Genomic DNA, 26,870 nt, shown 5'->3' with positions numbered 1-26,870 from the left:
TCGGCCCTCCGTCCGTCGGTGCTCAACGGGCGGCTTGGAACGCGCGGCCGACCGCTGTCGCCTCGGTCCCGTCGCGGAACAACCCGGACCGGTCCTGGTCCGTGGCGGGTAGCCCGAACCAGGCGTAACGCTGCAGGTACGGGAGTTGCCCGAGCATGGCGGTGGCCGCGGTGAGGAAGGCCGCCTGCTGCTCCGGAGAGGGAAACTGCGACCCGCCCGCGCCGAAGCGGATCAGCGCGAACTCGGTCAGCCAGATCGGCTTCCGGTACCGCTGGTAGACAGCCTGTAGGTACTGCCGGAGTTGGACCACGGCGGTGGCGGTGGTGAAGTCGGCACCGAACCAGTGCAGCGTGATGAAGTCGACCCGGTGGCCGCGGGCCTGCGCCCCGGTCATGAACCTGTCCAGCCAACCCTGCGGGTCCGGCCCGCCCCAGGCGACCGCCGGGCTGCCCAGCCTGCTGCCCGTCGCCATCAACTGCGGCCACAGGTCCAACGCCTGCTCGACGGTCATGTTCGCCTGCTCGGCCAGGTCCGGCTCGTTGAACGTGAGCAGGTACGGCCCGGCGGCCTTGGCCCGCGCCAGCTCCGTGGCGGTGACGTTCTCCGCGCTGCGGATCATCGGCACGAACGTCGCACCGCGCGGAGTACTGATTCCCGGGTGCTGGGTGCCCCAGGTGTAGTACCAGCCGGCCTTGGAGTTCGCCAACGCCTGACTCGCCCCGGCGAAGTTCCACACCCCGACGCCCTTGCGCGCGGAGCTGACCACCGGCGGCACCGGCGCTTTCGACGCGGGTCGTGCGCTCGGCGGCGGTGCGATGCTCGGGGTGACGACGGCGGTGGGCACCGCGGACGGCGGCGCCGCCCAGGAGGGTGCGGACGGATCGTCCGGCTGGATCACCACCGCCATGGTGATGGCCAGGACGGCGGCGGCCGCCCCGGCGACGAGGGACGGCACCAGGCCACGGGGCCGGTTCGCCGCGAGGCCGACGACGCTCTGACCACCGCCGCCATCGGTGGGCGGGGTCGGCCCGGTGGCGGTTCCGACCGCCGGGCTCGGCGGCGCGACGGCCGGCGCGGCGGCCGCCGGGGCGGACACGTTCGGCAGGTGGGCGCCGAGGCCTGCCGGCAGCGGCAGCAACGGCAGGCCGGCGAGCAGCCGGTCGATGGGTAGGAGCGTGCTTCCCAACCGGACGCAGAACGCGCAGTCGCGGACGTGTCGAGCCAGTCGCTTGCGCCACAGCGAGCTGGGCGTGCCGTCCCACTCGGCGGTCACGGCGCCCAGTTCCGGGCAGCCGGGGCGGGCGCGGAGCGCGCGTACGACGGCGCGGGCGCTCTGGATCTGCTCCTTCATCCGGTGGATCCGCACCGCGACGTGCCCGGGTGACAACCCGAGCGCGTCGGCGACCTCGTTGCGGGTGATCTCGCCGGTCTCCTCCAGCCACCACAGCGAGAGCAGTTCCTGGTCGTCCGGGTCGAGCCAGCGGGTCGCCTCGGCCACCTCACGTCGTTGGTCGGTGAGGCCGAGCCGGAGAATCGTCATCCCCGCGAAGTCGGAGGCGGGGTCGGGCACGTTGTGGATCGCGTCGAGCCCGGCGTCGCGGTTGAGCGCGACGCGTCGGCGCGTCTCCCAGTCACGGACCTGCCGGATGGTGATCGCCACCAGCCAGGACCGGTAGGCCGCCGGGTCGTTGAGCGCGGGCAGGTACCGGATCACCCGTACCAACGTCTCCTGGACCACGTCGTCGACGTCGGCGTGCCCGCGCAGCGCACGCCCGACGATGTTGTAGACCAGCGGGAGCGAGGCCGTGACGACGTCGTCGAGAGCGCGCTGGTCGCCCTGCCGCGCCGCGACGACCGACCCGACATCGGGCAGTGCTCGACCGGCTGACGACATGCGTCTCACTCCTCGTGTGCTCGTCCGCGCGGTGCCCACGCTGGGTGCGCTGACCGCCCTCAGGATCGGAGACTCGCGGCAGCGGGTGGGATTACAGAATTCCCGGGCGGTCGGTTCGCCACAACCGACGCGGGTTCGCCGGCGGCGCATACCGGGCGACGATGCCGGGTATGGTGCGGGGTGTCGGTGTCGCCGGGCGTTCGCCCGTGCACAGGACATCCGCATTCGGGCGCCAGGTGTGCGCCGACGCGTCACCAGGTCGCACGGCCGATGTTGCCGAGGCCGAGACGCACCCCTCTCGTAGAGACAGGATCTCCGCATGACACCGAACGACAACGGTCGACCCGTCCTGTTCCTCGCCACCTCCAACGGCGAGGCGTTGGACGGACCGGCGGTGACCTTCGACAGCAGCGAGGAGGCGATGCGGCAGCTGCGCCACCCGTTCGCGGTGCTGTCGGCCCCGCCGGCCCCGGCCGCTGTCGACGCCCCGGAGCAGCGCGGCTGACCCGGCGGCGTTCTCCCGCAAACGCCAGGGCTCATACTTTCGGTTAGGAAATGGTCGGCCTTTCGGGTAGTGTCCGAGGCATCACGTGAACGACATGACGCGGCGGCGAGGCCCGTGCTCGTGGCCTTGCGACAGCGCACCTTCACCCGTACGTGCGCCCCGGCGGTAGCCGGTTCGGAGACCCTTCCGGTCGATCGACGGGCTTGCGGGAAGGACCACCCACGTGGCCACCATCGTCGACAACGCGACCAGCACCCACACCGACCAGAGCCCGGATGAGCTCCTCGCCGAGATGAAGGCGACCTCGGCCGACGACCCCCGCCGGCCAGCCCTGCGCGACCGCGCCATCGAGGCGTGGCTGCCGCTCGCCCGGCACCTGGCGCGCCGCTACGGCGGACGCGGCGCGCCCGACGACGACCTGGCCCAGACCGCCTTCGTCGGGCTCATCAAGGCCGTCGACAACTTCGACCACAGCCGAGGTGTCGACTTCAGCGGGTACGCCATCCCCACCATCATCGGCGAGATCAAGCGGTACTTCCGGGACCGCACCTGGGCGGTCCGCGTGCCCCGCCGCCTCCAGGAACTGCGCCTGTCGATCAGCGCGGCGAACAGCACCCTGATCCAGACCCTCGGCCGCTCGCCGACCGTCGCCGACATCGCGTCCTACCTCGACGTGTCCGAGGAGACCGTCCTGGAAGGGCTGGAGGGCGCGCGCGCCTATCGGGCCACGTCGCTGTCCACTCCGGTCGGGGCCGACGGCAACCGGGAACTCGGGGACACCCTCGGCGACGACGACCGGGCCTTCGACCTTGTCGACCTCCGCATCGCCCTCGGGCCGGCCCTCGCCACGCTGCCGGAACGCGAACGGCAGATCCTGAGCCTGCGCTTCCACGGCAACCTGACCCAGGCCCAGATCGCCGACCGGATCGGCGTCTCGCAGATGCACGTGTCCCGACTGATCACCCGCTCGCTGGCCGCGCTGCGCCGCCAACTGGGCGAGGACATCGCAGCCTGAGCCCGGTCAGAGCTGGACGACGTGGCCCACCCGTGGCGGCGTACGACCGGCGAGAACGTCGAGCCACGCGTGTTGCAGCGCCGTCGGCCCGACACCGACCCGAACGTCGAGCCACCCGCTCACCACGGCGGCGAAGCGTTGCCACGCCGCGGTGAACCGCTCGTCGAGCCCGTCGCGGCCCCAGTCGTGGCCGCGCTTGCGCATCTGCACCGGCGCGAAGAACACCTCCTCGGCGGCAGCGGCGTTCGGCGTCTGGTTGGTGAGCCCGACAGCGATGTCCCGGACGAGCCGGTCACCGAGGCGCCGCCGCAGGGCGGCACGGGTCGAGTGCGCGCCGGACAGGTCGAGGTAGACGGTCGGGACCACGTCGAGGGCGTCGATGTCGTCGTACGAGACGACCTCGTCGTAGCAGCCGAGCGACCTGGTGAAGGCCAGGTTGCCGGGTGAGGTGAGACCGACCAGGCGCGGCCCGCGCCGGTGCAGTTCGAACGCGGCGGCGTACGCGGTCTTGCTCGACGCCGACGACACCAGCAGCGCCTCGGCGCCGTAGAAGTCGTTGTCGACAACCTGGTCGGCCAGCATGAACGAGGTGAAGAAGAGCGGCCGGAACAGGATCAGCAGATCCTCCTGGTCGCGCTGGTACGCCGGGTCGCCGATGGTCGACCGGTACGCGTTGTACGGCGACGGCAGCTCGACCCGGTGCGGGCTCGCCTCGCGGAACCCGGACCCGTCTACCCGGTCCGGGCGCACCACGAGGTGACCGGCGGGCGGGAGGTAACCGTAGATCCGCTGCCCCACCTCGACCCCCGCCACCGCCGAGTCGACCACCTCGGCGAAGCCCCAGAGCGGCGGCAGGCCCCACTGCGGTCCGAGCCCCTGGGCGGCCGGCGGGAAGAACTGCCAGTAGCGCATCGCGTCACCGAGCACCGCGTAGGTCACGTTGTTGGCGGTGAGGCCGACGCGGTCCACGCGCAGCAGCGCCTCGCCGTCGGCCACGGCGGGGACGGGGCCATCGACGAGCGTGGTCTTCCCGAGGTCGTCCCGAGCCACCGCGAAGGTCCATGAGTCAGCCATGAGGTGACGCTAGACAGCCCCGCAATCGGAGACAAGTGCACTGCGAGTGCAAAATCCCACTACTCGCTCAGGAGCCGGCGGCGGCGAGGCCACGCAGATGCGCGAGCGGCAGGTGCGGCGGCCGCCACTCCACGAAGAGGGCTGTCGCGTCGTCCTCCAGATGGTCGTCCTGATAGCTGACCACCGCGCGGACCAGCCGACGCATCGTCTCTGGGCTGGGCAGCCCGTCGTTGAGGGCGCGGTTGACGAAGTCGACGAGCCGGTCCAGCCCGAACTGCTCACCCTGCGCGCTACGGGCGTCGGTGATGCCGTCGGTGTAGGCGAGCAGGCGGTCGCCCGGGTGCAGATTCTCCACGTGCACGCGGGGTCGGCGAGCGGACAGGTGACCCAGCCCCAGCGGCAGAGCCGTCGGCCCCGGAAGTTCCCGGACGGCCTTGCCGTCGCGCAGCAGCATGGCACCGGGATGCCCCGCGTTGATCATGCTGAGGTGCCCGGTCCGACGGTCCAACTCGATCAGCAACCCGGTGGCGAAGAAGTTCGGGTGCTCGGACCGCACCCACCGGTCGATGCTGATCGCCGTGTCGACCAGGTCGAGGCCGCACCGACGGGCGTTGCGGTACGCGCTGACCACCAGCGACGCCAGAGTGCTCGCCTTGATGCCGTGCCCACAGGTGTCGAAGAGCCCGACGCTGAGCACGTCACCGTTCAACGCGTAGTCGAAGATGTCGCCGCCGACGTCGTAGCACGGTTCGAGGATGGCGGTGACCACCAGATCGTCGGTGGCGAAGGTCAGCGGCGGCAGCAGGCCCCACACGATCTCGGCCGCGACCTGCATCGGCATCCGCCGCCGCATCCGCTCGACCACGTCACCGTAGGACCGGCGGTTGACCAGGATCTGGGCGACGTTGACCGCCACCTCCCAGACCGGAGCATCCATTGTCTGGTCGGCGGCGGCCGGCGAGACGATCTCCAGTACGCCCATCCGCTCGCACCCGAGCAGCAGCGGCACCCACACCCGGTCCGGGCTGTCGGGCGCGCGCTGGATGTCGAGGGTGGTGAAGGCCCGACCGGCGAGCGTCGTCTCGATCGACAACTGCTCCCGGTCGGAGCCCGCGTCGAGCAACGGGACGAGGAGGGTCTGCTTGTAGTCGGCCAGATAGATCACGATCTCGCTGGCATTGATCATGGGCGCGGCCCGGGTCACCAGCCGCGACACCTCGTCCGGACCGCCCTGGGGCGCGTTGAGCTGCAACCAACGCACCACCTCGCCGACGTCGACCACGCTCCACCTCCCCCTGTCCTGCCCGCTCGCAGGAGCATCTGGTGCGAGCGGTGAGGCTACCCCGCCCGGCTGGCACCCGGCGGCCACCGAGTCGCCTCGGCGCGAGCGTGCCGGCGCTCAGGGCTCCAGCACCACCTTGCCGGCCCGGCTGCGCGCCTCGGCGAACGCCAGCGCGGCGGAGACCTCGTCGAGCGGGTAGCGGGCGGCGATCCGCGGCACGATCACTCCCTGTCGCAGCAGGTCGAGCACGGTGCCGAGGTCGGTACGCAGGCGGCGGCGGAACGCGGCGCGGCGGGTGAGCTGACCGGCCCAGAAGTTGTAGAAGCCAGCCCGGTGACCGTTGGGCAGCGCGTTCCAGGTGTAGAGGCGGGCCAACAGCTTCACGAAGACCCAGAGGACCGACTGCCCGGTGCCCACGGCTGCGGCGTTGCCGTAGACGACCAGCTTGCCGCCCGGGGCGAGCAGGGCGTACGAGGTGCGGACGCCCGGGCCCGCGACCGGGTCGAAGACGGCGTCGACGCCACGCGGCGACAGCTCGCGAACGTGGGCGGCCATGTCCGGGTCGCGGTAGTCGAGCGGTTCGACGCCGAGTTCACGTAGGCCGGCGTGGTGCCGTGCGGCGGCGGTGCCGATGACCCGCAGCCCGAGGTGCCGGCCGAGCTGGACGAGCACGCTCCCGACGCCGCCGTTCGCGCCGTGCACGAGGATGGTCTGCCCGGCCGTCAGGTCGGCGTCGCGCAGCATCTGCCAGGCGGTCACCCCGTTGACGACGACGGTCTCGGCCGCGGCGGGGTCCAGGCCGGTCGGTACGGGGGTCAGGGCGTCGAGGTCGACCAGCGCGTGGGTGGCCCAGCCACCGGTCTTGGTGACCGCCGCCACCCGTTCGCCGACCAGGGCGTCGTCACCGCCGGGACCGACCGCCCGGACGGTGCCGACGAGGTCGTAGCCGGGCACGAACGGGAACTTCGGCTGGCCGGGGTAGAGCGCGTGGCGCATCTGCTGCTCGGCGAACGAGATGCCGGTCGCCTCGACCTGGACGAGCGCCTGCCCCCGGCCGGGGACTGGCATCGGGCGTTGGCGCAGCTGGAGTCCGTCGGGCTCCACCACGCCGGGCAGCACCACTTCGGTGATCATCGCGTCGGTCGTCATCGGATTCTCCCTTGTTTGTAAGTGTGCACTCACACACTTGTCGAGGCCGAAGAGTGGGCCGCCGAAGCGGCCCGACATCGGGTTAGGTCAGGGGTGGCGAATGCCGGCGGTCAGGGCACGGGCCCAGGGCTCCGGGACCTGCTCCAGACCGGCGGTCACGATCAGGTGGCACAACTGGCCGTACGCGAAGAACTGCTGCACCTGCGCGTCGCTGGCACCGGCCCGATCCTGCACGAAGGTGGCGACCCGCCGGTAGCCGGCCCGCACCGCCTCGGCGATCTCCGGGATGTCCGTGACCGCCTGCGCCTGCACCTGAAAGAGCAGCAGGTCGCGATCGGCGATCAGCTCCGCGTACGCACCGCCCATGGCGTCGAGGATCCCCTCCGGACTGTCGCCCGTGGCACGCTCGGCGCCCGCCTCGATCGCCTCGGCGATCCGGTCGAAGCACGCGCCGGCCGCCGCCACGAACAACCCGAGCTTGCCGGCGAAGAGCCGGAAGACGTACGCCTCGGAGATGCCGGCGGCGGCGGCCACTGCGGTGACCGGTGTGGCGTGGAAGCCGGCGCGCGCGAACACCGACACCGCGGTGTTCAGGACGGTGACCCGGCGGGCCTCGGCGGTCGATCGCATGTTTGTAAGTGTGCACTCACAAACAACGATCGTCAAGTTCGCCGTTCAGCGGTCAGGGCGCGATGCGCAGCATCCGGATCGCACTGTTGTCGTAGTCGCTGAAGCGGTACCGGAGGCCGGCGAACGGGCTGCCGGGGAAGTCGCCGGTGATCGTGGCGGTAACCACCGCGCCGGCGGGAGTCTCCTCGACGTCGGTGATCTCGTACGACACCAGCGGTACGGCACGACGCCACTGACGGATGGCCTCGATGCCCCGGTACTCGTTCGACTCGTCCTCGACCACGGCGTCCTCGGCGAAGAGAGCGAAGTAGTCCTCGGAGTCGGGCTGGCCGGCGAGCGCGAAGTAGCGGCGAATGATGGCTGGTGTGGCCTGGGTGGCGGTCATGGTCTCCTCGTCCCTCTCCGACGTCGCCGAGGGCCCGTCGTATGGTTACTTCCGAAACAGCACCTACTAACTTCGACAGTAGCACCTACTCGGGAGAGGGCACGGTTGTGGCCGGAAAGATCCGCTTGGCGGACCGCGAATGCCCGTTGTCCAGTGCGCTGGGCCACGTGGGTGAGTGGTGGACGATGCTGATCCTGCACGACGCCTTCGACGGCTACACCCGGTTCGATCAGTTCCAGGCCAATCTGGGCGTCTCGTCCAGCATCCTGACCAGCCGGCTCAAGACCCTCACCGGCCAGGGGCTGCTGGAACGTCGCCGATACCAGACCAGACCGGACCGCTACGAGTACGTCCTCACCGACCTCGGCCGCAGCCTGCGGCCGGTCATCGTCGCCCTCGCGGCCTGGGGCAACTCACGCCTCGATCCGAGCGAGCGCAGCATGATCCTCGTCGACCGGGCCACCGGGGTGGAGGCCGACCCGGTGCTCGTCGACAGCAACACCGGTCGCCCGCTCGACGACGCCACCTTCGTGTTCGCCGCCGGCCCGGCCGCCAGCGAAACCATGCGCAAGCGCTACGAGCACATCCCCACCCGGCCGGCCCCGCCGCAGCGGTGACCGGCGCGCACTCCGGCGGCCCGACGCGGTCCGGCCCTAGGGCCTGTTCCATAAGGGCGGTCGAGCCGAGGCGGAGTCCGGGCGGCGATCCGGCAAGGCGCGGCCGGGCGTCGTCCGGGCCCGCCGCAGGCCGGCCAGTTCTTATGGAACAGACCCTAGTGCTGGTGCGGCCGGTTGCGGATGAGGGTGAGCGCGAGCACGGCGGCGACGAGGAAGACGACGCCGTTGATCCGTAGCCCGGCCTGGACACCGGAGGTCAGCGCCTCCGCGATCGCCGCCCGGACCGGGTCGGGTAGTGGCTGGTCGCCGTTGGCCCCGGAGGCCACCGCCGCCTGCACGGCGGTCCGGGTGGGTTCGTCGACCTGGTGTGCGGCGAGCCGGCCCGGCAGGTCGGCCACCATCGTGGTGGTGAGGAGCGTGCCGAGCAGGGACGAGCCGAGCACCGAGCCGACCTGGCGCGCCGCATTGACCGCCCCGGAGGCCATCCCGGCCTGGGCGGGCGCGACGCTGGCCAGTGCCGCCGCGGTCGCCGGGGCCACCACCAGCGCGCTGGCCCCGCCGAACAACGCGAACAACGCCCACCGGTGACCGAACGACGTGGTCGGCCCCTGGTTCGCCAGCGCGAAGCTGGCCACCGCGCCGAGGACCAGGCCGAGGGTCAGTGGCGCCTTGAATCCGGTACGACGAATCGCCCGCCCGGCACCGAAGGCGACCAGCACGTAGACACCGAAGAGCACCAGCAGCCGCCACCCGGTGTCCAGCGGGCTGAGCGCCTGAGCACGCTCGTGGAAGAGGACCAGCAGGATCGCCACGCCGGTGAAACCGAACAGCGACACCGCACCGACGACCATGACAGCGCTGAAAGACGCGGACCGGAACAGCCGTACGTCGAGCATCGGCGCGCTGGTCCGCAGCTCGACCAGCACGAACGCGACAAGTGCGACGGCCGCGACGACCCAGGCCGTCGACACCACCGGGCTGGTGTAGCCGACCTTGCCGCCCTGGATCAGCGCGTAGACGGCGGCCGCGATGGCGACGGTGCCCAGCAGCAGGCCGGGCACGTCGAGCCGGGCGGCGCTCGGCCGGGACTCGGCCACCCCGACGACGGCGACGACGAGGGTGACCAGGCCCAGCGCGATCGTCGACAGGTAGACGCTGTGCCACTGGTAGTGCTGCAGCAGGGCACCGGCGATCAGCGGGCCGATCGCGAGCCCGATGCCGGACGCCGCTGACCAGGCGGTGATGACCTCGGTCCGGCGGTGCGGGTCGGTGAAGGTCGCGCCGAGGATCGCCAGGCTGTTCGGCAGGATCAGGGCACCACCGAGGCCGGCGACCAACTGTCCGGCGATCACCCAGCCGACGGTCGGAGCGCCGGCCACGACGGCAGCGCCGACGATCATCGCGACGACCCCGGCGGCGAACATGCGCTTACGCCCGTAGCGGTTGCCCAGGGTGGCCGCGGAGAGCACGACGCTCGCCACCATCAGGGTGTAGGCGCTGGGGATCCAGACCAGCGTGGTCGGGTCGACGCCCAGGTCCCGCTGGATCGTGGTCAGCGCGGAGACCGTCGCGGTGATCTGGAGGAACGTGATCATCGCGCCCAGACAGGTGGCGATCAGGGTCACCGCGCGGGAGCCGCGCAGGGATGAGCGGGCGGTAGCTGCCGGCCCGGGTGCTGCCGCGCCGGGTGGGATCGGGGTTGCGGTGCTGGTGGTCACTGAAGATCCTTCAGGCTGATGGGCTGACTTGCGTATGCTGAAGTCAGCGCGACCCAGTGAAGCACCTGGCTAGCCCTAACGCAAGCCAGGTACGCTGGACGGCATGAAGGACCTACGAGACGACCGCGATTCCTGGACGAGCGAGAACTGCTCGGTGGCCCGGGCGATGGACATCGTGGGCAGCAGGTCGACGGTCCTGATCATGCGCGAGGCCCTGCTCGGCACGCGCCGCTTCGACGACTTCGTCCGCCGGGTCGGCGTCGGCGAGCCCGCCATGGCCGCCCGACTCAAGGAGATGGTCGCCGCCGACCTGCTCGAACGAATCCCCTACCGCGAGCCAGGGCAGCGCACCCGCCACGAGTACCAACTCACCAGCAAGGGGCGCGCACTCCTGCCGGTCATCACCGCGCTGCGCAACTGGGGCGACACCTGGGCCCCCACCGACACCGGCCCGTCGGTCATCGCCACCCACCACGACTGCGGCGAGCCGATCCGCGCGGTACTCCGCTGCGCCGCCGGTCACGACGTCGCGGACGGCGACATCGATATCACCGCCGGCCCGGGTCTCGTCCGGCGCGACTGACACTCCGGGGCCACGGCCGGACCGGTGCCGCCGCGCCACCCGGTCACGCGCCTGTCAACCCGGAGCAGCCCGGCCCCCGCAGCGAACAGCGCGGCGAACAGCGCGGCGAACAGCGCGGCGAACAGCCGCCCGACCAGCCGGCCACCCAGCATCTCGGGCTGGGTGGGCATCCCGCAGGCGCTTCGGGTGGATCGCCGTGGGCGGCTGCGCCGTCAATCGATCATGATGACTAAAAGTGTCGTACACCTGTTCTAGTCTCTGGTCATGGTCGAGGAGTTGGCGCAGGCAGACGCCGCCGTTGCCGCCTGCGTCGACGCCGCCGCCTGGGCCCTTGCGGAGCCCGACCTGATCGCCGCGCTCGACGCCGCGCACCGCTTGGAGCAACGCCTCGCCGCCGTGAAGCTGGCCCTGATCCGTGAGATCGACGGCCGCAGCACCGCCACCGCCCACGGCGCGTCCTGCACCCCGGTCTGGCTACGCGAGCGACTGCGACTCACCATCACGGCCGCCCGCCGCCTCGTCGACCTCGCCACCGCCCTCGACACCGGCAACCCCGGGGTACGACACGCGCTCGCCGACGGACACGTCACCCTCGACCAGGCCCGGGTCATCACCGACACGGTCGACACCGTGCACACCACCGCCGGTGCAGAGGTCGCTGACAAGGCGGTTGGTGTGCTCGTCGGCTGGGCCGGGCAGTTCGACCCCACTGTGCTGCGCAAGCTCGGCACCCGCATCCTGGACCACGTCGCCCCCGACCTCGCCGACGCCGCCGCCCACGCCGCGCTCGACGCCGACGCCCGCCGCGCCGCCCGCGACCGACACCTCACCCTCTCCGTGCAGACCGACGGCCGACTCCGACTCACCGCCACCCTCGACGCCGAAACCGCCGGCCTCCTGCGCGCCGCCATCGACCCACAGACCGCCCCCTCCGGCCCTGACGACTCCCGTTCCGCCGGGCAACGCCGCCACGACGCTCTCGCCGACGTCTGCCGCCTGGCCCTGCGCACCGGCGAGTTGCCCGACAGCAGCGGCGACCCCGCCCAGATCGTCGTCACCACCACCTACGACGAGCTGACCCGGCAGTTGTCCACCGGCACCCTGGACACCGGCCTCCACCTCACCCCCGAAACCGTGCGCCGGCTCGCCTGCGACGCCACCATCCTGCCCGCCGTCCTCGGCAGCACCAGCCAGGTCCTCGACGTCGGCCGACAACGCCGCCTCATCACCGGCCCCCTCCGCCGCGCCCTCGTCCTACGCGACCGCGGCTGCGCCTTCCCCGGCTGCGACCGCCCACCCCGCTGGTGCCACGCCCACCACATCCACCACTGGGCCGACGGCGGGCGCACCAATCTCGACAACGCCGTCCTGCTCTGCGGCCACCACCACCGACACCTTCACCACAGCGACTGGACCGTGCGACTCGCCGACGACGGCCACCCCGAATTCACCCCACCCGCATGGCTCGACCCCGAACAACTCCCCCGCCGCAACCACTACCACCGACGAACATGAGAGCAGCCAGCCGCCCGGCCGGCCCCGTGAAGCCGGGCGGTCAGTCCGCACATGGTTCGAAGCAAGGGAACATGTGCTCCAAGGGCAAGGAAAGTTGCTTCCCCGGTGGCCAAGCCGTGGGCTGGCGCTGCTCTTCGTCCGTTCGACAGCAGGCGGGCTGACTCGTCGCTCGTTCCACGACCCGGCGCTGATCGTTGTTGCCCGCCAAGCCTCGACCCCGTAGGACAGGCAGCCGGAACCCTGTGCGTCGAAGACCACGAAAGCCGAGTCGACGGACGGCACGGGCAACCGACCAAATGCCACAGACCCCCCAAGTCGGCGTTCCTAAATGACGCGCAAAGTACCCGTTGTGTTACGAGCTTGTTTCCAAGATGACGGCCAGGTTACGAGTGCTTCTCGATGATCGGTACCGATCCTAGGTTTCGGCCACCGTCATCAGTCGTGGCGGCCGGCACCGAACGTGGAGGCAACGACGTGCCACAACCGAACACCCATCGGACCGGACGGGCCAGGCACGGGGTCAGCATGCTGGCCGCCGTGGCGCTGACCGCGGCCGGCCTGACCAGCCTGCCCGCCAGCGCCACCGCCGCGCCGGCAAGCAGCGGACCGACCGCCCGCTACCTCGTCCAGCTCGCCGAGGAGCCGCTCGCCACCTACACCGGCGGGGTTCCCGGGATCGCCGCCACCAAGCCGGCCGACGGGGCGAAGCTGAACCGTACGTCCGGGAACGCCAACGCGTACCGGGACCACCTGCGTCAGCAGCGCAAGTCGGTGCTGGACCGGGTCGGCGTGCCCGCCGAGCGCACCCGCGTCACCATGGAGACCGCGTTCAACGGCTTCGCCGCCGACCTGACCGGGCCGCAGGCCGCCCGGCTGCGCGCCACCAAGGGTGTCCGCGCGGTGTACGAGAGCCAGAAGGTGCACGCCGCCACCGCACACACCCCCGACTACCTGGGCCTGACCGGCAAGGGCGGGGTGTGGGACAAGGAGTTCGGCGGCGACCCCCACGCGGGTGAGGGTGTGATCATCGGGGTCATCGACAGCGGATACTGGCCGGAGAGCGCGAGCTTCGCGCCGCTGCCCAGCCCGCGCCCCGACCAGGCCGTGATCGACGCCAAGTGGAAGGGCACCTGCGACGTTGGCGTCGAAGCACCGGTGACCTGCAACAACAAGGTGATCGGGGCACGCTGGTACAACGACAGTGGCATCGCCGACGCGTTCCCGGACGACTACTCCTCGCCGCGCGACCGCAACGGCCACGGCACCCACACCGCCAGCACCGCCGCCGGCATCCACGGCGTGCGGGCCACGTCGGGCAACCAGGACCTGGGCATGATCTCCGGCATGGCGCCGGCCGCGCGGTTGGCGATCTACAAGGCGCTGTACGACAACGGTGCGGGCGGAGCGACCGGCACCGACATCGACATCGTGCACGCCATCGACGACGCGGTCGCGGACGGCGTCGACGTGATCAACTACTCGATCGGTGACGACACCGAGCGGTTCGGTGCCGTCGACGCGACGTTCTTCAACGCGGCCGCCGCCGGGGTCTTCGTCGCCGCCGCCGCCGGCAACTCCGGCCCGTTCGCCAACACCGTCGACAACTCGACGCCGTGGCTGACCACTGTTGCCGCGAGCACCACCGACCGGCAGAACAGCCGCACGCTCACCCTCGGCGACGGCACCACCATCGCCGGTGTGGGCATGGGCGAGACCGGCGTCGGGCCGGCCCGCCTGGTCTTCGCGAAGGACAGCGCGGTCGACCCGGACGGCGCCTACGGTGCGGGCCTCTGCGCCGACGACACGTTGGACCCGGCCAAGGTCAAGGGCGCGATCGTGCTCTGCCTGCGCGGCGAGATCCCGCGTACCGACAAGAGCATCGAGGTGGCGCGGGCCGGCGGCGTCGGCATGGTGCTGTACAACGAAGAGCTGAACTCCCTGAACGCCGACGTGCAGGCCGTGCCGACAGTGCACATCAACGAGGTCGACCTGGCCACTGTCACCGCGTACGTCGCCAAGGGCAACGCCACGGCGACCATCTCGCCGAGCAAGCTGGAGACGGTCGAGGCTCCCGCCGTCGCCGCGTTCTCCTCGGCGGGCCCGTCGAACCTGAACGCCGGTGAGCTGCTCAAGCCGGACATCAGCGCGCCCGGTCAGGACATCATCGCCGCGTTCTCCCCGTCCATCGGCGGCAACGACTTCGCCCTGGAGTCGGGCACCTCGATGGCCGCGCCGCACATCGCCGGCATCGCCGCGCTGCTGCTGGCCAAGAACCCCGACTGGTCGCCGGCAGCGGTCCGCTCGGCGCTGATGACCAGCGCGGTGGACACCACCGACAAGGGCAACCCCATCAAGATCGGCACGTACGACGCCACTCCCCTGAACTACGGCGCCGGTCAGGTGAAGCCGGGCAGCGCCTTCGACCCGGGTCTGGTCTACGACTCCAACCAGCAGGACTGGATCAAGTACCTGTGCGGGGTGTCCGCCGACCGGGGCAGCGACTACGGGCTCGCCGACCTGGACGGTTGCGACACGATCGGTGCGATCGACACCGCCCAGCTCAACTACCCGTCGATCTCGCTGGGCCGGATGGTCGGCAAGCAGAGCGTGACCCGTACGGTCACCAACGTCAGCGACAAGACCAGCACCTACACCTCGTCGGTGCAGGCCCCGCCGGGCTACAAGGTCACTGTCACCCCGAAGAAGATGCAGATCCGTCCGGGCCAGAGCGCCCGCTTCACCGTCGAGGTCACCAACACCGGCGGCGCGTTCGACACCTGGGCCGACGGCTCGCTGACCTGGCACGACCAGTTCAAGCACGCGGTACGCAGCCCGCTGGTCGTGCACAACTCCGGGCTGGTCGCCCCCGACGCCGTCACCGGCACGGGCACCTCCGGCAGCGTCCGGATCGCCGCCGAGGTCGGCTACAAGGGCAAGCTGATCTCCCAGCTGTCCGGCCTGACCTCGGGTACCAGCACCTCAGTGACCCTGAAGGGTGACGGGCCGAGCTGGGACTGGAGCACGTCGAACAACCTGCCGGTGCCGCTGCCCGCGTCGATCAGCCGGACCACCCTGCACGTACCGGCCGGCACCCGCAGCCCGGAGATCCACGTGACGTCGGCACGGCCCACCTGCTCCCACATCGACTGGGAGGACGAGGAGGGCGTGATGGAGTGCACCGAGTTCAGCCTCAACGTCTACGACATGTCCGGGAAGTTCGTCACCGCCACGGCCAGCACCCGGATCGGCGCGAAGGTGGCCCTGCCCGACGGTGCCGGTGACTACATCGTGGTCGTCGAGCAGGAGTTCACCGAGAACATCAAGGACGAGGCCAACGCGTACACCATCACCAGCTACCTGCCGGGCGCGCCGGGCACCTCCACCGGCCGGTTCACCATCGACCCGAAGCAGCGCAGCGTGCAGCCGGGCGCGACGGCGAACCTGACACTGCGCTGGTCCGGTCTCGCCCCGGGGCAGCGTTACGTCGGGGTGTTGGAGTTCCGCAACGCTGACGGCTCGCTGAAGACCGTGCCGGTCACCGTCCAGTCCTGACCCCGCTCCCCCGACCCGGCGGATCGGCGTGTGACTCAGGTCACCGCCGGTCCGCCGGATGACCGGCGGGAACCGCAGAGATGATCTGCTCGCCCCACGGTGATCGACGGCGGCGAGGACAAGACCCGGGGCGGCGGGAGCCCAACTCCCGTCCGCCCCGAACGTCTGCGCGGGCCCGTCGAGTTCGTCGGCCGAACGGCGGAACTGGCCCAGTTGCGCCGGCTCGTCGCCACCCCGCCCTGCCTGATCCTGCTCGAGGGTGAGCCCGGAATCGGCAAGAGCCGGCTCGTCGCCGAGCTGCTCGCCGAACTCCCCGGGCGGCACCTCGTCGGCGAGTGCGACGACGTGCCCGAGCCCTTCCCGCTCGGCGTGCTGCTGGACGCGATCCGGGGCAGCACCGAGCGACCCGGTCCACTCAGCCCGGTGGCCGGAGCCCTCGCGCCACTGCTGCCCGAACTCGCCGACGTCCTGCCGGACGCGCCGCCCCCGTTGACCGACCCGGCGGCCGAGCGTCATCGTCTGTTCCGCGCCGTCGCGGCGGTGCTCGCCGCGCTGAGCCCCGCCACCCTCCTGCTGGAGGATCTGCACTGGGCCGACCCGGCGACCTGCGAACTCCTCGCGTACCTGAGCACCCACCCGGTGGACGGGCTGGCCGTGCTGCTGACCGCGCGGACGGCGACGCCGGGGAGCAGCACGCCGATCCACGACGCCCTGGCGCGGACTCCCCCGTGGAGCGTCACGCGCGTCGCGCTCAGCCCGCTGGACGCCGATGACGTCCGCCGGCTGGCGGCGCGCACCCTGCGGCTCGACGACCCGCCGCAGCAGCTGACCGCCGCCCTGCTCGACCGCACCGCCGGAATCCCGTTCGTGGTCGAGGAGGTGCTGCGTACGCTCGCCGAGCGGGGCGGCGACCCGTTGGCCGACGACAGTGTCCCGTTCGTCCTCCGTGACGTGCTGCTCTGGCGGCTGCGCCCGCTCGACGAGGCCACCCGGGAGGTGCTCGGCGCGGCGGCCGTGCTGGGCATGACGCCCGATCAGCGCATCCTCGCCGCGGTGCTCAGCCTGGACCGGGTGGCGATCGGCGCGGCGTTGACCGCCGCACACCGGGCGGGCCTGCTGCACGACGCAGGTGACGGCCTGCGGTTCCGCCACGACCTGGCCCGACAGGTGGTCTACGACCTGGTGCCCCGGGAGAGCCGGGAGTGGCTGCACCTGCGGGTCGCGCGGGTGTTGGAGCAGGAACTGCCGAGACCGGTGGCCCAGCTGGCGCACCACTACCGTCGGGCCGGCAGCGGGGCGGACTTCGTCCGCAACGCCGAGGCGGCGGCCGACCTGGCCACCGAACGCGGCGACGACGCAACCGCCGCCAGCTTCCTGCTCCAGACGATGGACGTCGCCGAGCTTCCCCGACCGGTACGGGTTCGACTCGCCGCCAAGCTGGGCCGGTCGGCCATCGACGGGCTCAGCCAGGCCGAGGCGATCCCGGTGCTGGAACGGCTGCTCGCCGACCGACGGCTGCCGCCGGGCGCCCGAGGGGAGCTGGGCCTGGTGCTGGGTCGGATGCTGCGCCAGCAGGGCGAGGCGCTGCGCGGGTACACCGAGATCGAGCGTGCGGTGCCGTACCTGCGCGCGCCGCGCCGCAAGGCCCCGGCGCTCGCGGTGCTGGCGGCCCCCGACACCGTCGTGGGCCGGCACGTCGACGACCACCTGGCCCGCTGTACGGAGGCGGAGACCGCCGCTGCGGCCAGCGGGGATCCGGGGTCGCACCTCGCGGTCCGCATCGCCCGGGCCTCGCTGCTGCTGGAGTTGGGCGACCCGGCGGCCTGGGCGATCATCACGGAGCTGCGGGCGTCCGCCGAGTTGGCCGATCGGCCCCGCGAACACGCCCGCGCCTGCCTGAACTGGGCGCAGGGCGCGCTGCACGCCGGTCATCCCGAGCAGGCCGAAGCGTTGCTGGCGGCCGGCCGGGCGCTGGTCGAGGAGACCGGGTACGAGCGGCTGACGTCCCTGGTGGAGGCGACCCAGTTGTCACTGGACCGGGCCGCCGGCCGGCTGGACGGGCTCGCCGAACGGCTGAGCCGGCTGGTTGCCAGCGCCGAGCGGATGCCGGTCACCCTGCTGGACGCGCGGGCCGAACTGGCCACCGTGCTGGCCCTCACCGCCAGCGGCGCGAACGGCGGCACCGCGAACGGCGGCACCGCGAACGGCGGCACCGCGAACGGCCTGGGCGACAGGACCGGCGGGCTGGACGAGGTGGCGCTGGCCGAGCGGGCGCTGCGGGAGGTGGTGGCCGACGCCCGCCGCGTCGGTGCGATCTGGCCGCTGGTGCAGACGCTGTCGGCGCTGGCCCGGCTGACCCTGACCAGGCAGCCGGACGAGGCCGTCCGGCACGCGACGGAGGCGCTGTCGGTGGTACGCGGGAAGGGCATCCTGGCGTGGGCCGCCGACGCGGTGCTGGTGCTGGCCGAGGCCGCGGCCGCGCAGGGTGAACCGGCGCGAGCCGCGGCGGCGGTCGCCGAACTGGAAGCCGGGATCGCGGGCCGGGACACGCCGCTGGCCCGGGCCGCCCTGCGCCGCTGCCGGGACCTCGTCCCGGCCTGAGCCGGGGCGGGCCGTCGGTCGACGGCCCGCCCCGTGGATCACAGGATGACCTGGTGCACCCGGTCGTCCACGCCGCGTACCGCCAGCCAGGCGCTGCCGTTGGCTCCGGCGGCGGCCCCGGGCGCACCCCGGAACGCGTCGGTGGCGAACTCACCGCGTCGGAACCAGCCGCCCCAGGCACCGTCGGCCAGGTTGCGCTGCCAGAGCCGGTTGTCGGCGGCCAGCGAGAACAGGTAGACCCGGCCGGAGGTGGCGAGCAGGGTCGGGCTGCCGCTGGTGGTGCCGCCCAGGTTGGTCCAGCCTGACCAGGTGGCGCCGGTCCGGCTGCTCCACCACACCTCGTCGGTACGACTGCGGACCGCCACGTGCAGCACGCCGGCGTCGTCGACGACAGCGCTCGGCCGACCGTAGAACGACCGGTTCTCGGGAGCCCCCACACCGGTCCAGCCGGCGCTCGGCGTACGCGTCCAGAGTTTGCCGTCGGCACCACGGGCGGCAAGCGTCCACTGCGTCGGGCTGGTCCACGCCACCGTGGGCGCATCGGTCAGCGTGCCGCCGAGGCTGCGCCACGGCCCCCACGTACCGGCGACGAAACTGCGCTGCCAGGCGGCGTTGTCGGTGCCCCGGACGAAGACGTCGATCCGCCCGTCGGCGGAGCCGTACGCCGCCGGCTGGCCGAGGATCCGGCCGCCGACCGGGCCGCCGAGGGAGGTCCACCGGCTTCCCCACGTCGTACCGGAACGGGTGTTGACCGCCAGGGCGCCCTGCGCGTCGCGGACGAAGGCGGTGGCGTGCGTGTCGTCCACCCGGACCAGCGCGGGGCTGGCGCTGGCGGTGCCGCCGAGGTCGGCGCCGGCGACCTGGTCGGCGCCGGTCAGGCCGAGCATCGCCACCCCGTGCGCCGGTACCTCGACGGTGTAGGAGCCGGTGAACGGCTGCACGCCCGGGGTGCCCGGCTGGGCGTCCATCGTGGACCGGGACCACAGGTCACGGACCCGGACCGACCCGCCGAGGGCGACGTCGGCGAAGTTCACGGTGATCTGCTGGGCGGTGTCGTGCCGGTTGAGCAGCGCGACGGCCCGTTTGCCGGAGCCGGCGAGCACCTTGCTCCAGACCTGCGCGTCGGTGCCGGTGTCGGCGACCTTGACGCCCTGTCGCACCAGCGGGTCCTGGTCCACAGCGATGATCTCCGGGTTGGTCAACGCCGAGATCATCTCCTGCGGCAGTCCACGCGGGTCGGAGCCGATCACCAGCGGCGCGGCCATGATGGCCCACATGCCGAGCTGCGTCTTGGACTCCTCCAGACTCAGCTCGTACCCGCCGTCGGGCAGCGGGCGCATCGGCAGCAGGTAGTCCGGGTCGTTGTAGTGCCCCGGCCCGGTGGCCGCCGGGTGGTACGCGTTGACGTCCATGTTGCGCAGCACCCACGGGAACGCCCACTGCGGCGTCGGGTCGGTGAGCCCCACGTCGGTGTACGTCCGCCAGGAGTCGGCGACGGTGGGCGCGTACGTGTAGCTCCAGGTGGAGAGCTGCTCCGGGGTGTACGGGCCGCCGCCCCAGTCCGAGCTGACCGGGTTGCAGATGTTGAGCAGCATCGGTCGGGGCGACTGGCGTACCGCCTCGGCCAACTCCCGGAAGGTGGCCTCCGGGTCGAGGCCGGCGGCTCGACCGCAGAGCCAGTCGGCCTTGAGCGCGTCGAAGCCCCAGCCGGCGAACTGGGCGATGTCCGCCTGGTAGTGGCCGTTGCTGCCAAGCCCGCACTGCCCCGGCAGGTACGGGCCGGCGTCGGTGTAGATGCCGGCCTTCATTCCCCTGCTGTGGATGTACGCGGCCAGCGCCGCCATTCCGCCGGGGAAGCGGGCCGGGTCGGCGACCAGTTTGCCGGCCTCGTCACGCGGGGTGGGGGCGGCCCAGTTGCCGTCGATCCAGACGTAGGTGTAGCCCGCGTCGCGCAGGCCACTGTGGACCATGTAGTCGGTGACCGACCGTACTTCGGCCTCGGTGGGATCGCCACCGAGGCCGAAGTAGGTGTTCCAGCCCTGGTAGGGCGTGGGGGCGAGGCCGCTGTTGAAGAAGGTCGGCGCGCCCTGGTCCTCCGCTCCGGTGGCTGCCGGGGCGGGATCGGGGCGGCCGGGCCCGTGGCCGGCCTTCGGAGGGTCGGCGTGGGGTGGGCCGGCCATCGCCGGCATGGGGCTGGCCAGGCCCAGGCCGAGCACGGCCAGGGCAGCGGTCAGCTGTCGGTTCAGGCGCATGGAGGTACTCCTGTCCCTCGGGGTGGGGGTGGTGGTGCTCCGAGCTCAGTCGCGGGTCAGCACGATGAGGTCGGCGTCGTGGGTAGCGCTCCACTGCACGGGCAGGCCCGCGGCGGTGAGGTGGCTGCCGGAGTAGTGCCGATCGCCGTGCGAGTAACGGGCCGCCGGGTCGAGGCCGCGCAGCGGCAACCGGACCGGGCGGGACGGAAGCAGCCCGGCGCCGTCGAGCCGGCCGGTGTGCCAGGCCAGGACGACCACCCGGCTCTCGTCCGGCGCGGTGTACTGCACCGCGCAGCGGGCCTGGTCGGGGCCACCGATCAGGTGCACCTCGCCGTGCGTGACGACGTCCCGGATCTCCTTGTAGCGGGCGATCCAGCCAGCCGCCTCGGCCCGCTCGGCGGGGGTCCACGCCCGGATGTCAGCGCCGATGCCGAGCACACCGGCCATCGCCAGGACGAACCGGAACGCCAGCGTCCGCGGGCGCGGGTCGAACAGGCCGGGCGCGTCGGTGACCCAGGAGCTGAGCAGGTGCGGGGCGTTGGCGTGCAGGAAGCCGTGCTGGATGGCCAGCCGGTCCAGCGGGCCGGTGTTGTCGCTGGACCAGAAGACGTCGGCCCGGGCGGCCATCGCCAGGTCGGTACGCGCGCCACCGCCGGCGCACGCCTCGATCAGCACCCCGGGGTGGTCGCGACGCAACCGCTCGTAGATCCGGTGCAGGTTGGCGACGTGCGCGCCGTCCAGGTCGAGTGGGCCCAGCCCACCGGACCGACCCGGTTCGGTACGCGGCCGGTTGAAGTCCCACTTCAGGTAGTCGATGTCGTACCGGCGCAACAGCCCGTCGACTGTGGAGTGGACGAACTCGGCGACCTCCGGGCGACCCAGGTCGAGCAGGTACTGGTTGCGGACCGGGGTGATCGGTCGGCCGTCGACGGAGTAGACCCACTCCGGGTGCTCGGTGTACAGGGCCGACTTCGGGTTGACGCACTCCGGCTCGACCCAGAGGCCGAAGTTCAGCCCGAGGGCGCGGACGTCGGCGATGAACGTGTCGAACCCGGCCGGGAACTTCGCCGGGTCGGGTGTCCAGTCGCCCAGCCCGGCGGTGTCGTCGTCGCGGCCCACGAACCAGCCGTCGTCCACGACGAAGGTCTCCACACCCAGCTCGGCCGCGATCCGGGCGAGCGCGAGCTGGCTCTGCGCCTCGACGGCGAAGTAGGTCGCCTCCCAGGAGTTGTAGAGCACCGGACGCGGCCTGAGCCGGTCGCCGGCCAGCAGCCGCTGGTGGGTGTGCCAGACCCGGGCCAGCCCGTCCAGCCCGTCCGGGCTGTACGCGCCGGTGACCACCGGCAGGGTCAGCGAGCCGCCGGGGGCCAGCTCCAACGGGCCGTCGACCAGCTGACGACCGACCCGGACCCGGGTCAGACCGCCGGTGTCCCGCTCGGCGCTGATCTCCCACGAACCGGTCCAGGCCAGCGCCATCCCCCAGGCCGGGCCGGTCGGCTCGGCGGTGTCGCGCACCGCCAGCCAGGGCACGTGCAGGTGCCCGGGTACGCCCTGGGAGCTGCCGATGCTGAAGGTGCCGTGGCCCAGCTCGACGTGGGAGAGCTGGAACTCCTGCGCCCACTGCCCCCACTGGTGGCTGAGCAGCGCGCCGTGCGGCGTGGGTACGCAGAACCCGCCCGAACCGGCCCGGATGACCCGCAGCGCGTCGCTGCCGTCGTTGGTCAGCTCGACCCACCGCTGCACCACGTCGGTGCCGACCGGCATCCGGTAGTGCACCGTGGCGCGCAGCCCGGTGACCGGGTCGGCGAACTCGACGGCCAGCTCCCGCTGGTCGGCGTCGATCCGCGCGTCGGTGTGCACGAAACCCACCCGCCGCTGCCCGTTCGAGGTCTCGATCACCAGGTCGGGGCCGGTGAACGGGCGGTCGGCGTCGGTGGCGTACTCGATGGGGGCCGCGTCCCCGGCGGTGAGGAACGGGACCGGGCCGTCGTAGCCGACCGGCGAGGGCCCGTCGGAGACGCCGTGCGGCCCCCAGGCGACAAGCTCCAGCCAGCGACCGTGCTCGGGCACCCGCACCGTGTACTCGGTGTGCGTGCCGCGCAGCGTCCAGCGCTGCCCGGCCTCGGCGGTCACTTGACCGCTCCGAGCGCCAGGCCGGAGACGAAGTGCCGCTGGAAGCGGAGGAACACCGCGACGGTGGGCACGGCGGCGATGACGGTACCGGCGGCGATGACGTTCCAGGACGACACGAACTGCCCCTGTAGCGCGAGCAGCGCCGGGGTGACCGGCATGTTGTCGTCGGTCCGCAGCACGGTGATCGCCCAGAGCAGGTCGTTGAAGATCCAGGTGAAGGAGAGCGCCCCGAGAGCCGCCAGCGCGGGGCGGGTCAGCGGCAGCATCACCCTGGTGAAGATCTGCGCGGTGCCTGCCCCGTCGATGGTGGCCGCCTCCTGGATCTCGCCCGGCAGGTCCCGCATGAAGCCGTGCAGGACGAACGTGTAGAAGCCGAGCCCGAAGCCGACCTGCACCGCGATCAACGCCCAGAGCGTGTCGTACAGGCCGGTCAGCTCGCTGAACTTGGCCACCGGGATGAGCAGGATCTGCGGTGGCAGCAGGTTGCCGGCGAGCATCAGCAGCAGGATGGTCCGCCGGCCAGGGATCCGGAATCGGCTCAGCGCGAACGCGGCCATCGCGGCCAGCCCAAGGCTCAACGCCACCGACGGGATCGTGACGATCATGCTGTTGATCAGGGCGCGCAGTTCGCCGCCGTCGGTCCACGCCTGCCGGTAGGTGTCCAGCGTGAACGAGCGGGGCAGGCTGCCCACGCCGTGCGCGGCGATGTCGTCGAACGACCGGGTGGACATCACCACCACCCAGAGCACCGGACCCAGCCAGAGCAGCGAGAGCAGGATCATGCCGGTGTGGAAGGCCCCGGTACGGAGCTTGTTCATCACGCTTCCTCCCGGAACGCGCGGACCAGGTAGCCGAGGATGACGGCCAGCGCGAGCACGAAGATCACAACCGCGATCGCCGAGGCGTAGCCCAGCCGCAGGCTCTGGAACGCGGTCGAGTACATGTAGGTGCTGAGCAGCTCCGACGAGTGGTACGGCCCGCCCTTGGTCAGCGACCAGACGATGTCGAACGAGCGCAGCGAGTCGATCACGATGACCGACAGCACCACCGCGTTGACCCCCTTGAGCTGGGGGATGGTGACGTGCCGCAGCCGCTGCCAGGAGTTCGCGCCGTCCATCCGGGCCGCCTCGTGCAGCGCCGGGTCGATCGCCTTCAGCCCGGCCAGGAACAGCACCATCACGTACCCGATCTGGCGCCACAGCGCGGGCAGGATCACCGCGTACAGGGCCGTCTGCGGGTCGGCGAGCCAGGGCCTGATCAGGTTCTCCAGGCCGACCGCCCGCAGCAGCGTGTCGGCGATGCCGTCGGGCTGGTAGAAGACCCGCCAGACCAGCGCCGTCACCACCAGCGAGAACACCACAGGGGTGAACAGCGCGGCCCGGTAGAAGCCGACCCCGCGCCGCTCCTTCTGCAGGACGAGCGCCATCCCGAAGCCACCGAGCACGGAGAGGCCGCCGAAGAGCACCAGCCAGATCACCGTGTTGACCAGCGCACCCCGGAAGGTGGCGTCGCCGGCCAGCTCGACGTAGTTGTCGGTGCCGACGAAGGTCGGCGGGGTCATCCCGTCCCAGCGGGTGAGGGAGAACCAGAAACCCTGGAGCGCCGGCCAGAACACCCAGATGCTCTCGACCACGAACGGCACCAGGACGAACGCCACCAACAGCGGCGACAGTCGGGCCGACCGTCGCCGCCGCCGGGTGGGGGTGACCGAAGTCGTGGAGATCGTTGCTGTCACGTCAGCCCTTGAAGACCTTCTCGGCGCCGGCCTGCCACTCCCGCAGGATCGCGTCGATCTGGTCCGGCTTGTCGATGAACTTGGTCAGCGCGGTGTCGGCGGTCGGCTGGAGCGCGTCGCTGGAGTCGCGGTTGAAGAACTGGGTCAGCTCCTTGGCCTCGTTCAGCATCGCCTTGCCCTTGGCCACCAGCGGGGAGTCCGACGCCTTGGCCCTGGGGTTGGCCGGCAGCACGATCCCGGAGCTGGCCTTGACGTACGCCTCCTGGGCCTCGACCCCGGCCAGGTAGCTGAGCAGGGCCTTGGTGCCGGTCGGGTTGGCGGTCTTCGCACTGGCGAAGAAGCCGTCGGTCGGCGCCTCCTCGGCCAGCGGCACCGCCGGGTCGATGATCGGGAACCGGAAGAAGTCCAGGTCACCGAGTGCGTCCTTGGGTGCCGCGTCGGCGAAGAACGTGCCGATCAGGAACATTCCGGTCTTGCCGGCCAGCAGGGCGGTGGTCGCCTCCTGGAACGGGTACGCCTTGCCCTTGGGGTCGAAGTAGGGCAGGGCCTCGCGCCAGCGGGTGAAGACCGCCTTGACCTTCGGGTCGTCGAAGCGCTGCTTGCCGGCGAGCAGCTCGCGGTGGAACGGCGCGCCGTTGATCCGGATGTTGAGGTAGTCGAACCAGGCCGAGGCCACCCACGGGGTGTCGCCGAGGCCGATGCCGATGGGCGGGATGCCCTTGCTCTTCAACGTCTCGCAGAGAGCCAGGAACTCGGTCCAGTTCTTCGGCTCCTGCACGCCCCACTTGGCGAAGTTGGACTTGCGGTAGAAGAAGCCCCACCAGTAGTTGTTCATCGGCACGAAGATCTGCTTGCCGCTGGCGTCGGTGGAGAGGGTGCGCAGCGACTGGGGGTAGTCGTCCAGCGACTTCCAGACCTCAGAGACGTCCAGCAGCAGGTTCTTGCTGGCGTAGTCGTTGGCGACCGAGCCCGCGTACCAGGTGTAGAGGTCCGGCGGGTTGGCCGAGGTCAGGTAGGTCGGCAGCTGGGTCCGGAAGGTCTCCGAGGCGATCGTGTTGAGGCTCGCCGTGCCCTTGCCCTGCCCGTTGAAGGTCTCGATCAGCTTCTCCATCGCGGCCTTGGCCTGCGGCGAGGAGAGGTTCGACTGGATGGTGACCGCGCCCGAGCCGCTGCTCGTCGTCGGCCCGCTGGCGGAGCTGGCGCACGCGCTGAGGAACGAGCTGGCGCCGAGCGCGCCCAGGCCGGCGAGCCCGAGGTGGCCAAGGAATCGCCGGCGACCGGGGTCGAAGTCGCTCACGGAGGTATCCCTTCCTTTACGACACGTAGCGTTACGGCGCGATGTGTCGTCCATGTGAATGCTGTGACGAGAAGGTTGCATCGACCCTCGCCGGCTGTCAAGATATCTTCGTAATTAATGATTAGACGAGACCAAGGTCAGGGGTCAGGTGGATCAGCCTATGCGCCGGCTTGATGGCAAGAACGCGCTGGTCACCGGCGCTATGGGCGGGATCGGCGCGGCCATCGCCCGACGGCTCGCCGCCGAGGGGGCAGCTGTCGCCCTGCTCGACGTGGCAGACACCGCCCCGCTGGCCGAGGAATTGACGGCGCGAGGCGACCACGCACTGTCCGTAGTGGGCGATGTCAGCGACGAGGCTGACTGGACGGCCGCCGTGAACGCCGTACGCGACCAGCTCGGCCCGGTCGACATCCTGGTCAGCACCGCGTACGCCGTGCGGGTCGCCCCGGCCCACGAAACCAGCCGACAGTCCTGGGACCACCAGCTCGGCGTCAGCCTCACCGGCTCGTTCCTCGGCGTCCGCGCCTGCCTGGACGACCTGCGGGCCCGCTCCGGCGCGGTGGTGCTGATCTCCTCGGTGCACGCGTTGGTCGGGTTGCCCGGCCGGCCCGCGTACGCCGCCGCCAAGGGTGGCCTGGTCGCGCTCGGGCGCCAACTCGCCGTGGAGTACGGCCCGCAGGTCCGGGTCAACACCGTGCTGCCCGGGCCGATCCTCACCGCCGCCTGGGCCGACGTGTCCGAAGAGGACCGGCAGCGCAGCGTGGCAGAAACCGTCGCGAAGCGTTTCGGCACACCGGATGAGGTGGCCGCGACGGTCGCCTTTCTCGCCTCGCCGGACGCCGCCTACGTCACCGGCGCGAGCCTCGTGGTGGACGGTGGCTGGACAGCGGTGAAAGCCTCGGCCTGAGAGATCGATACCGACCAGCGAAAAGG

20 protein-coding genes are annotated in these 26,870 nt (G+C 71.5%); 8 read left to right on the top strand and 12 right to left on the bottom strand.

The features are described 5' to 3' along the window. Window positions 1–22 precede the first annotated feature (22 nt). A complete protein-coding gene (locus QCZ28_RS02085; protein WP_279514947.1) occupies window positions 23–1,894 on the bottom strand; it encodes a sigma-70 family RNA polymerase sigma factor in 1,872 nt (623 codons plus the stop codon). 319 nt (window positions 1,895–2,213) lie between these two features. On the opposite strand from QCZ28_RS02085, the gene QCZ28_RS02080 reads away from it, so the two are divergent. Further along, entirely contained in the window at window positions 2,214–2,399 is a 186-nt protein-coding gene (locus QCZ28_RS02080; RefSeq protein ID WP_279514946.1) for a hypothetical protein, read from the top strand. A 292-nt stretch (window positions 2,400–2,691) separates the two neighbouring features. Further along, a complete protein-coding gene (locus tag QCZ28_RS02075; RefSeq protein ID WP_279515290.1) occupies window positions 2,692–3,414 on the top strand; it encodes a SigB/SigF/SigG family RNA polymerase sigma factor in 723 nt (240 codons plus the stop codon). A 6-nt stretch (window positions 3,415–3,420) separates the two neighbouring features. Here the strand turns inward: QCZ28_RS02075 and QCZ28_RS02070 are convergent, their stop codons facing one another. From QCZ28_RS02070 to QCZ28_RS02050, 5 genes are all read right to left on the bottom strand, one after another. Further along, window positions 3,421–4,488: a DUF2855 family protein gene (locus QCZ28_RS02070; RefSeq protein ID WP_279514945.1), complete on the bottom strand. Its 1,068-nt coding sequence runs from the start codon at window positions 4,486–4,488 to the stop codon at window positions 3,421–3,423. A gap of 67 nt (window positions 4,489–4,555) precedes the next feature. After that, entirely contained in the window at window positions 4,556–5,770 is a 1,215-nt protein-coding gene (locus QCZ28_RS02065; protein WP_279514944.1) for a PP2C family protein-serine/threonine phosphatase, read from the bottom strand. Window positions 5,771–5,887: 117 nt separating this feature from the next. Next, window positions 5,888–6,919 carry a medium chain dehydrogenase/reductase family protein gene (locus QCZ28_RS02060; protein ID WP_279514943.1) on the bottom strand — a complete coding sequence of 344 codons (1,032 nt, stop codon included), beginning with the start codon at window positions 6,917–6,919 and terminating at the stop codon, window positions 5,888–5,890. Between the two features lie 87 nt (window positions 6,920–7,006). Further along, the gene (locus QCZ28_RS02055) at window positions 7,007–7,549 is read right to left on the bottom strand and encodes a TetR family transcriptional regulator (protein ID WP_279514942.1); all 543 of its coding nucleotides are present in this window, start codon (window positions 7,547–7,549) and stop codon (window positions 7,007–7,009) included. Window positions 7,550–7,601: 52 nt separating this feature from the next. After that, complete coding sequence (locus tag QCZ28_RS02050) at window positions 7,602–7,934, bottom strand: nuclear transport factor 2 family protein (RefSeq protein WP_279514941.1); 333 nt, start codon at window positions 7,932–7,934, stop codon at window positions 7,602–7,604. Between the two features lie 167 nt (window positions 7,935–8,101). On the opposite strand from QCZ28_RS02050, the gene QCZ28_RS02045 reads away from it, so the two are divergent. Continuing rightward, a complete protein-coding gene (locus QCZ28_RS02045; protein WP_279514940.1) occupies window positions 8,102–8,551 on the top strand; it encodes a helix-turn-helix domain-containing protein in 450 nt (149 codons plus the stop codon). Between the two features lie 155 nt (window positions 8,552–8,706). On the opposite strand, the gene QCZ28_RS02040 is transcribed toward QCZ28_RS02045, so the two are convergent. Next, window positions 8,707–10,269 (bottom strand): MFS transporter, encoded by a 1,563-nt coding sequence (locus QCZ28_RS02040; protein ID WP_279514939.1) that lies wholly within the window; start codon window positions 10,267–10,269, stop codon window positions 8,707–8,709. A gap of 103 nt (window positions 10,270–10,372) precedes the next feature. Here QCZ28_RS02040 and QCZ28_RS02035 point away from each other — a divergent pair, with 103 nt between their 5' ends. The 4 genes from QCZ28_RS02035 to QCZ28_RS02020 all read left to right on the top strand — a co-directional run bounded on the left by QCZ28_RS02035 (window position 10,373) and on the right by QCZ28_RS02020 (window position 18,520). After that, window positions 10,373–10,852 (top strand): helix-turn-helix domain-containing protein, encoded by a 480-nt coding sequence (locus tag QCZ28_RS02035; RefSeq protein WP_279514938.1) that lies wholly within the window; start codon window positions 10,373–10,375, stop codon window positions 10,850–10,852. A gap of 264 nt (window positions 10,853–11,116) precedes the next feature. After that, on the top strand, window positions 11,117–12,367 hold the full coding sequence (locus QCZ28_RS02030) for an HNH endonuclease signature motif containing protein (RefSeq protein WP_279514937.1): 1,251 nt from the start codon (window positions 11,117–11,119) through the stop codon (window positions 12,365–12,367). 525 nt (window positions 12,368–12,892) lie between these two features. Beyond that, on the top strand, window positions 12,893–15,919 hold the full coding sequence (locus tag QCZ28_RS02025; protein WP_279514936.1) for a S8 family serine peptidase: 3,027 nt from the start codon (window positions 12,893–12,895) through the stop codon (window positions 15,917–15,919). A 99-nt stretch (window positions 15,920–16,018) separates the two neighbouring features. Continuing rightward, window positions 16,019–18,520, top strand: a complete 2,502-nt coding sequence (locus QCZ28_RS02020) for an AAA family ATPase (protein ID WP_279514935.1) — start codon at window positions 16,019–16,021, stop codon at window positions 18,518–18,520. Between the two features lie 38 nt (window positions 18,521–18,558). Here QCZ28_RS02020 and QCZ28_RS02015 read toward each other — a convergent pair whose 3' ends face one another. From QCZ28_RS02015 to QCZ28_RS01995, 5 genes are read right to left on the bottom strand one after another with little or no spacing between them, the layout of a single operon-like run. Further along, window positions 18,559–20,772, bottom strand: a complete 2,214-nt coding sequence (locus QCZ28_RS02015; RefSeq protein ID WP_279514934.1) for a glycoside hydrolase family 27 protein — start codon at window positions 20,770–20,772, stop codon at window positions 18,559–18,561. Window positions 20,773–20,817: 45 nt separating this feature from the next. Beyond that, window positions 20,818–22,905: an alpha-galactosidase gene (locus tag QCZ28_RS02010; protein ID WP_279514933.1), complete on the bottom strand. Its 2,088-nt coding sequence runs from the start codon at window positions 22,903–22,905 to the stop codon at window positions 20,818–20,820. Next, a complete protein-coding gene (locus tag QCZ28_RS02005) occupies window positions 22,902–23,723 on the bottom strand; it encodes a carbohydrate ABC transporter permease (RefSeq protein ID WP_279514932.1) in 822 nt (273 codons plus the stop codon). The genes QCZ28_RS02010 and QCZ28_RS02005 overlap by 4 nt, the downstream gene beginning before the upstream one ends. Further along, window positions 23,723–24,640, bottom strand: a complete 918-nt coding sequence (locus QCZ28_RS02000) for a sugar ABC transporter permease (protein WP_279514931.1) — start codon at window positions 24,638–24,640, stop codon at window positions 23,723–23,725. Before QCZ28_RS02000 ends, QCZ28_RS02005 begins: the two co-directional genes overlap by 1 nt. Before the next feature lies 1 nt (window position 24,641). Beyond that, complete coding sequence (locus QCZ28_RS01995) at window positions 24,642–25,937, bottom strand: extracellular solute-binding protein (protein ID WP_279514930.1); 1,296 nt, start codon at window positions 25,935–25,937, stop codon at window positions 24,642–24,644. A 160-nt stretch (window positions 25,938–26,097) separates the two neighbouring features. On the opposite strand from QCZ28_RS01995, the gene QCZ28_RS01990 reads away from it, so the two are divergent. Beyond that, window positions 26,098–26,844, top strand: a complete 747-nt coding sequence (locus QCZ28_RS01990) for an SDR family oxidoreductase (protein ID WP_279514929.1) — start codon at window positions 26,098–26,100, stop codon at window positions 26,842–26,844. The last annotated feature ends 26 nt before the right edge of the window (window positions 26,845–26,870 follow it).

Origin of the sequence: Micromonospora sp. DH14 (assembly GCF_029809455.1) — a bacterium.
GTDB lineage: Bacteria > Actinomycetota > Actinomycetes > Mycobacteriales > Micromonosporaceae > Micromonospora > Micromonospora parva.
The sequence above is the reverse complement of the archived record's forward strand: the minus strand, read 5'-3'. Positions and strand labels throughout refer to the sequence as shown.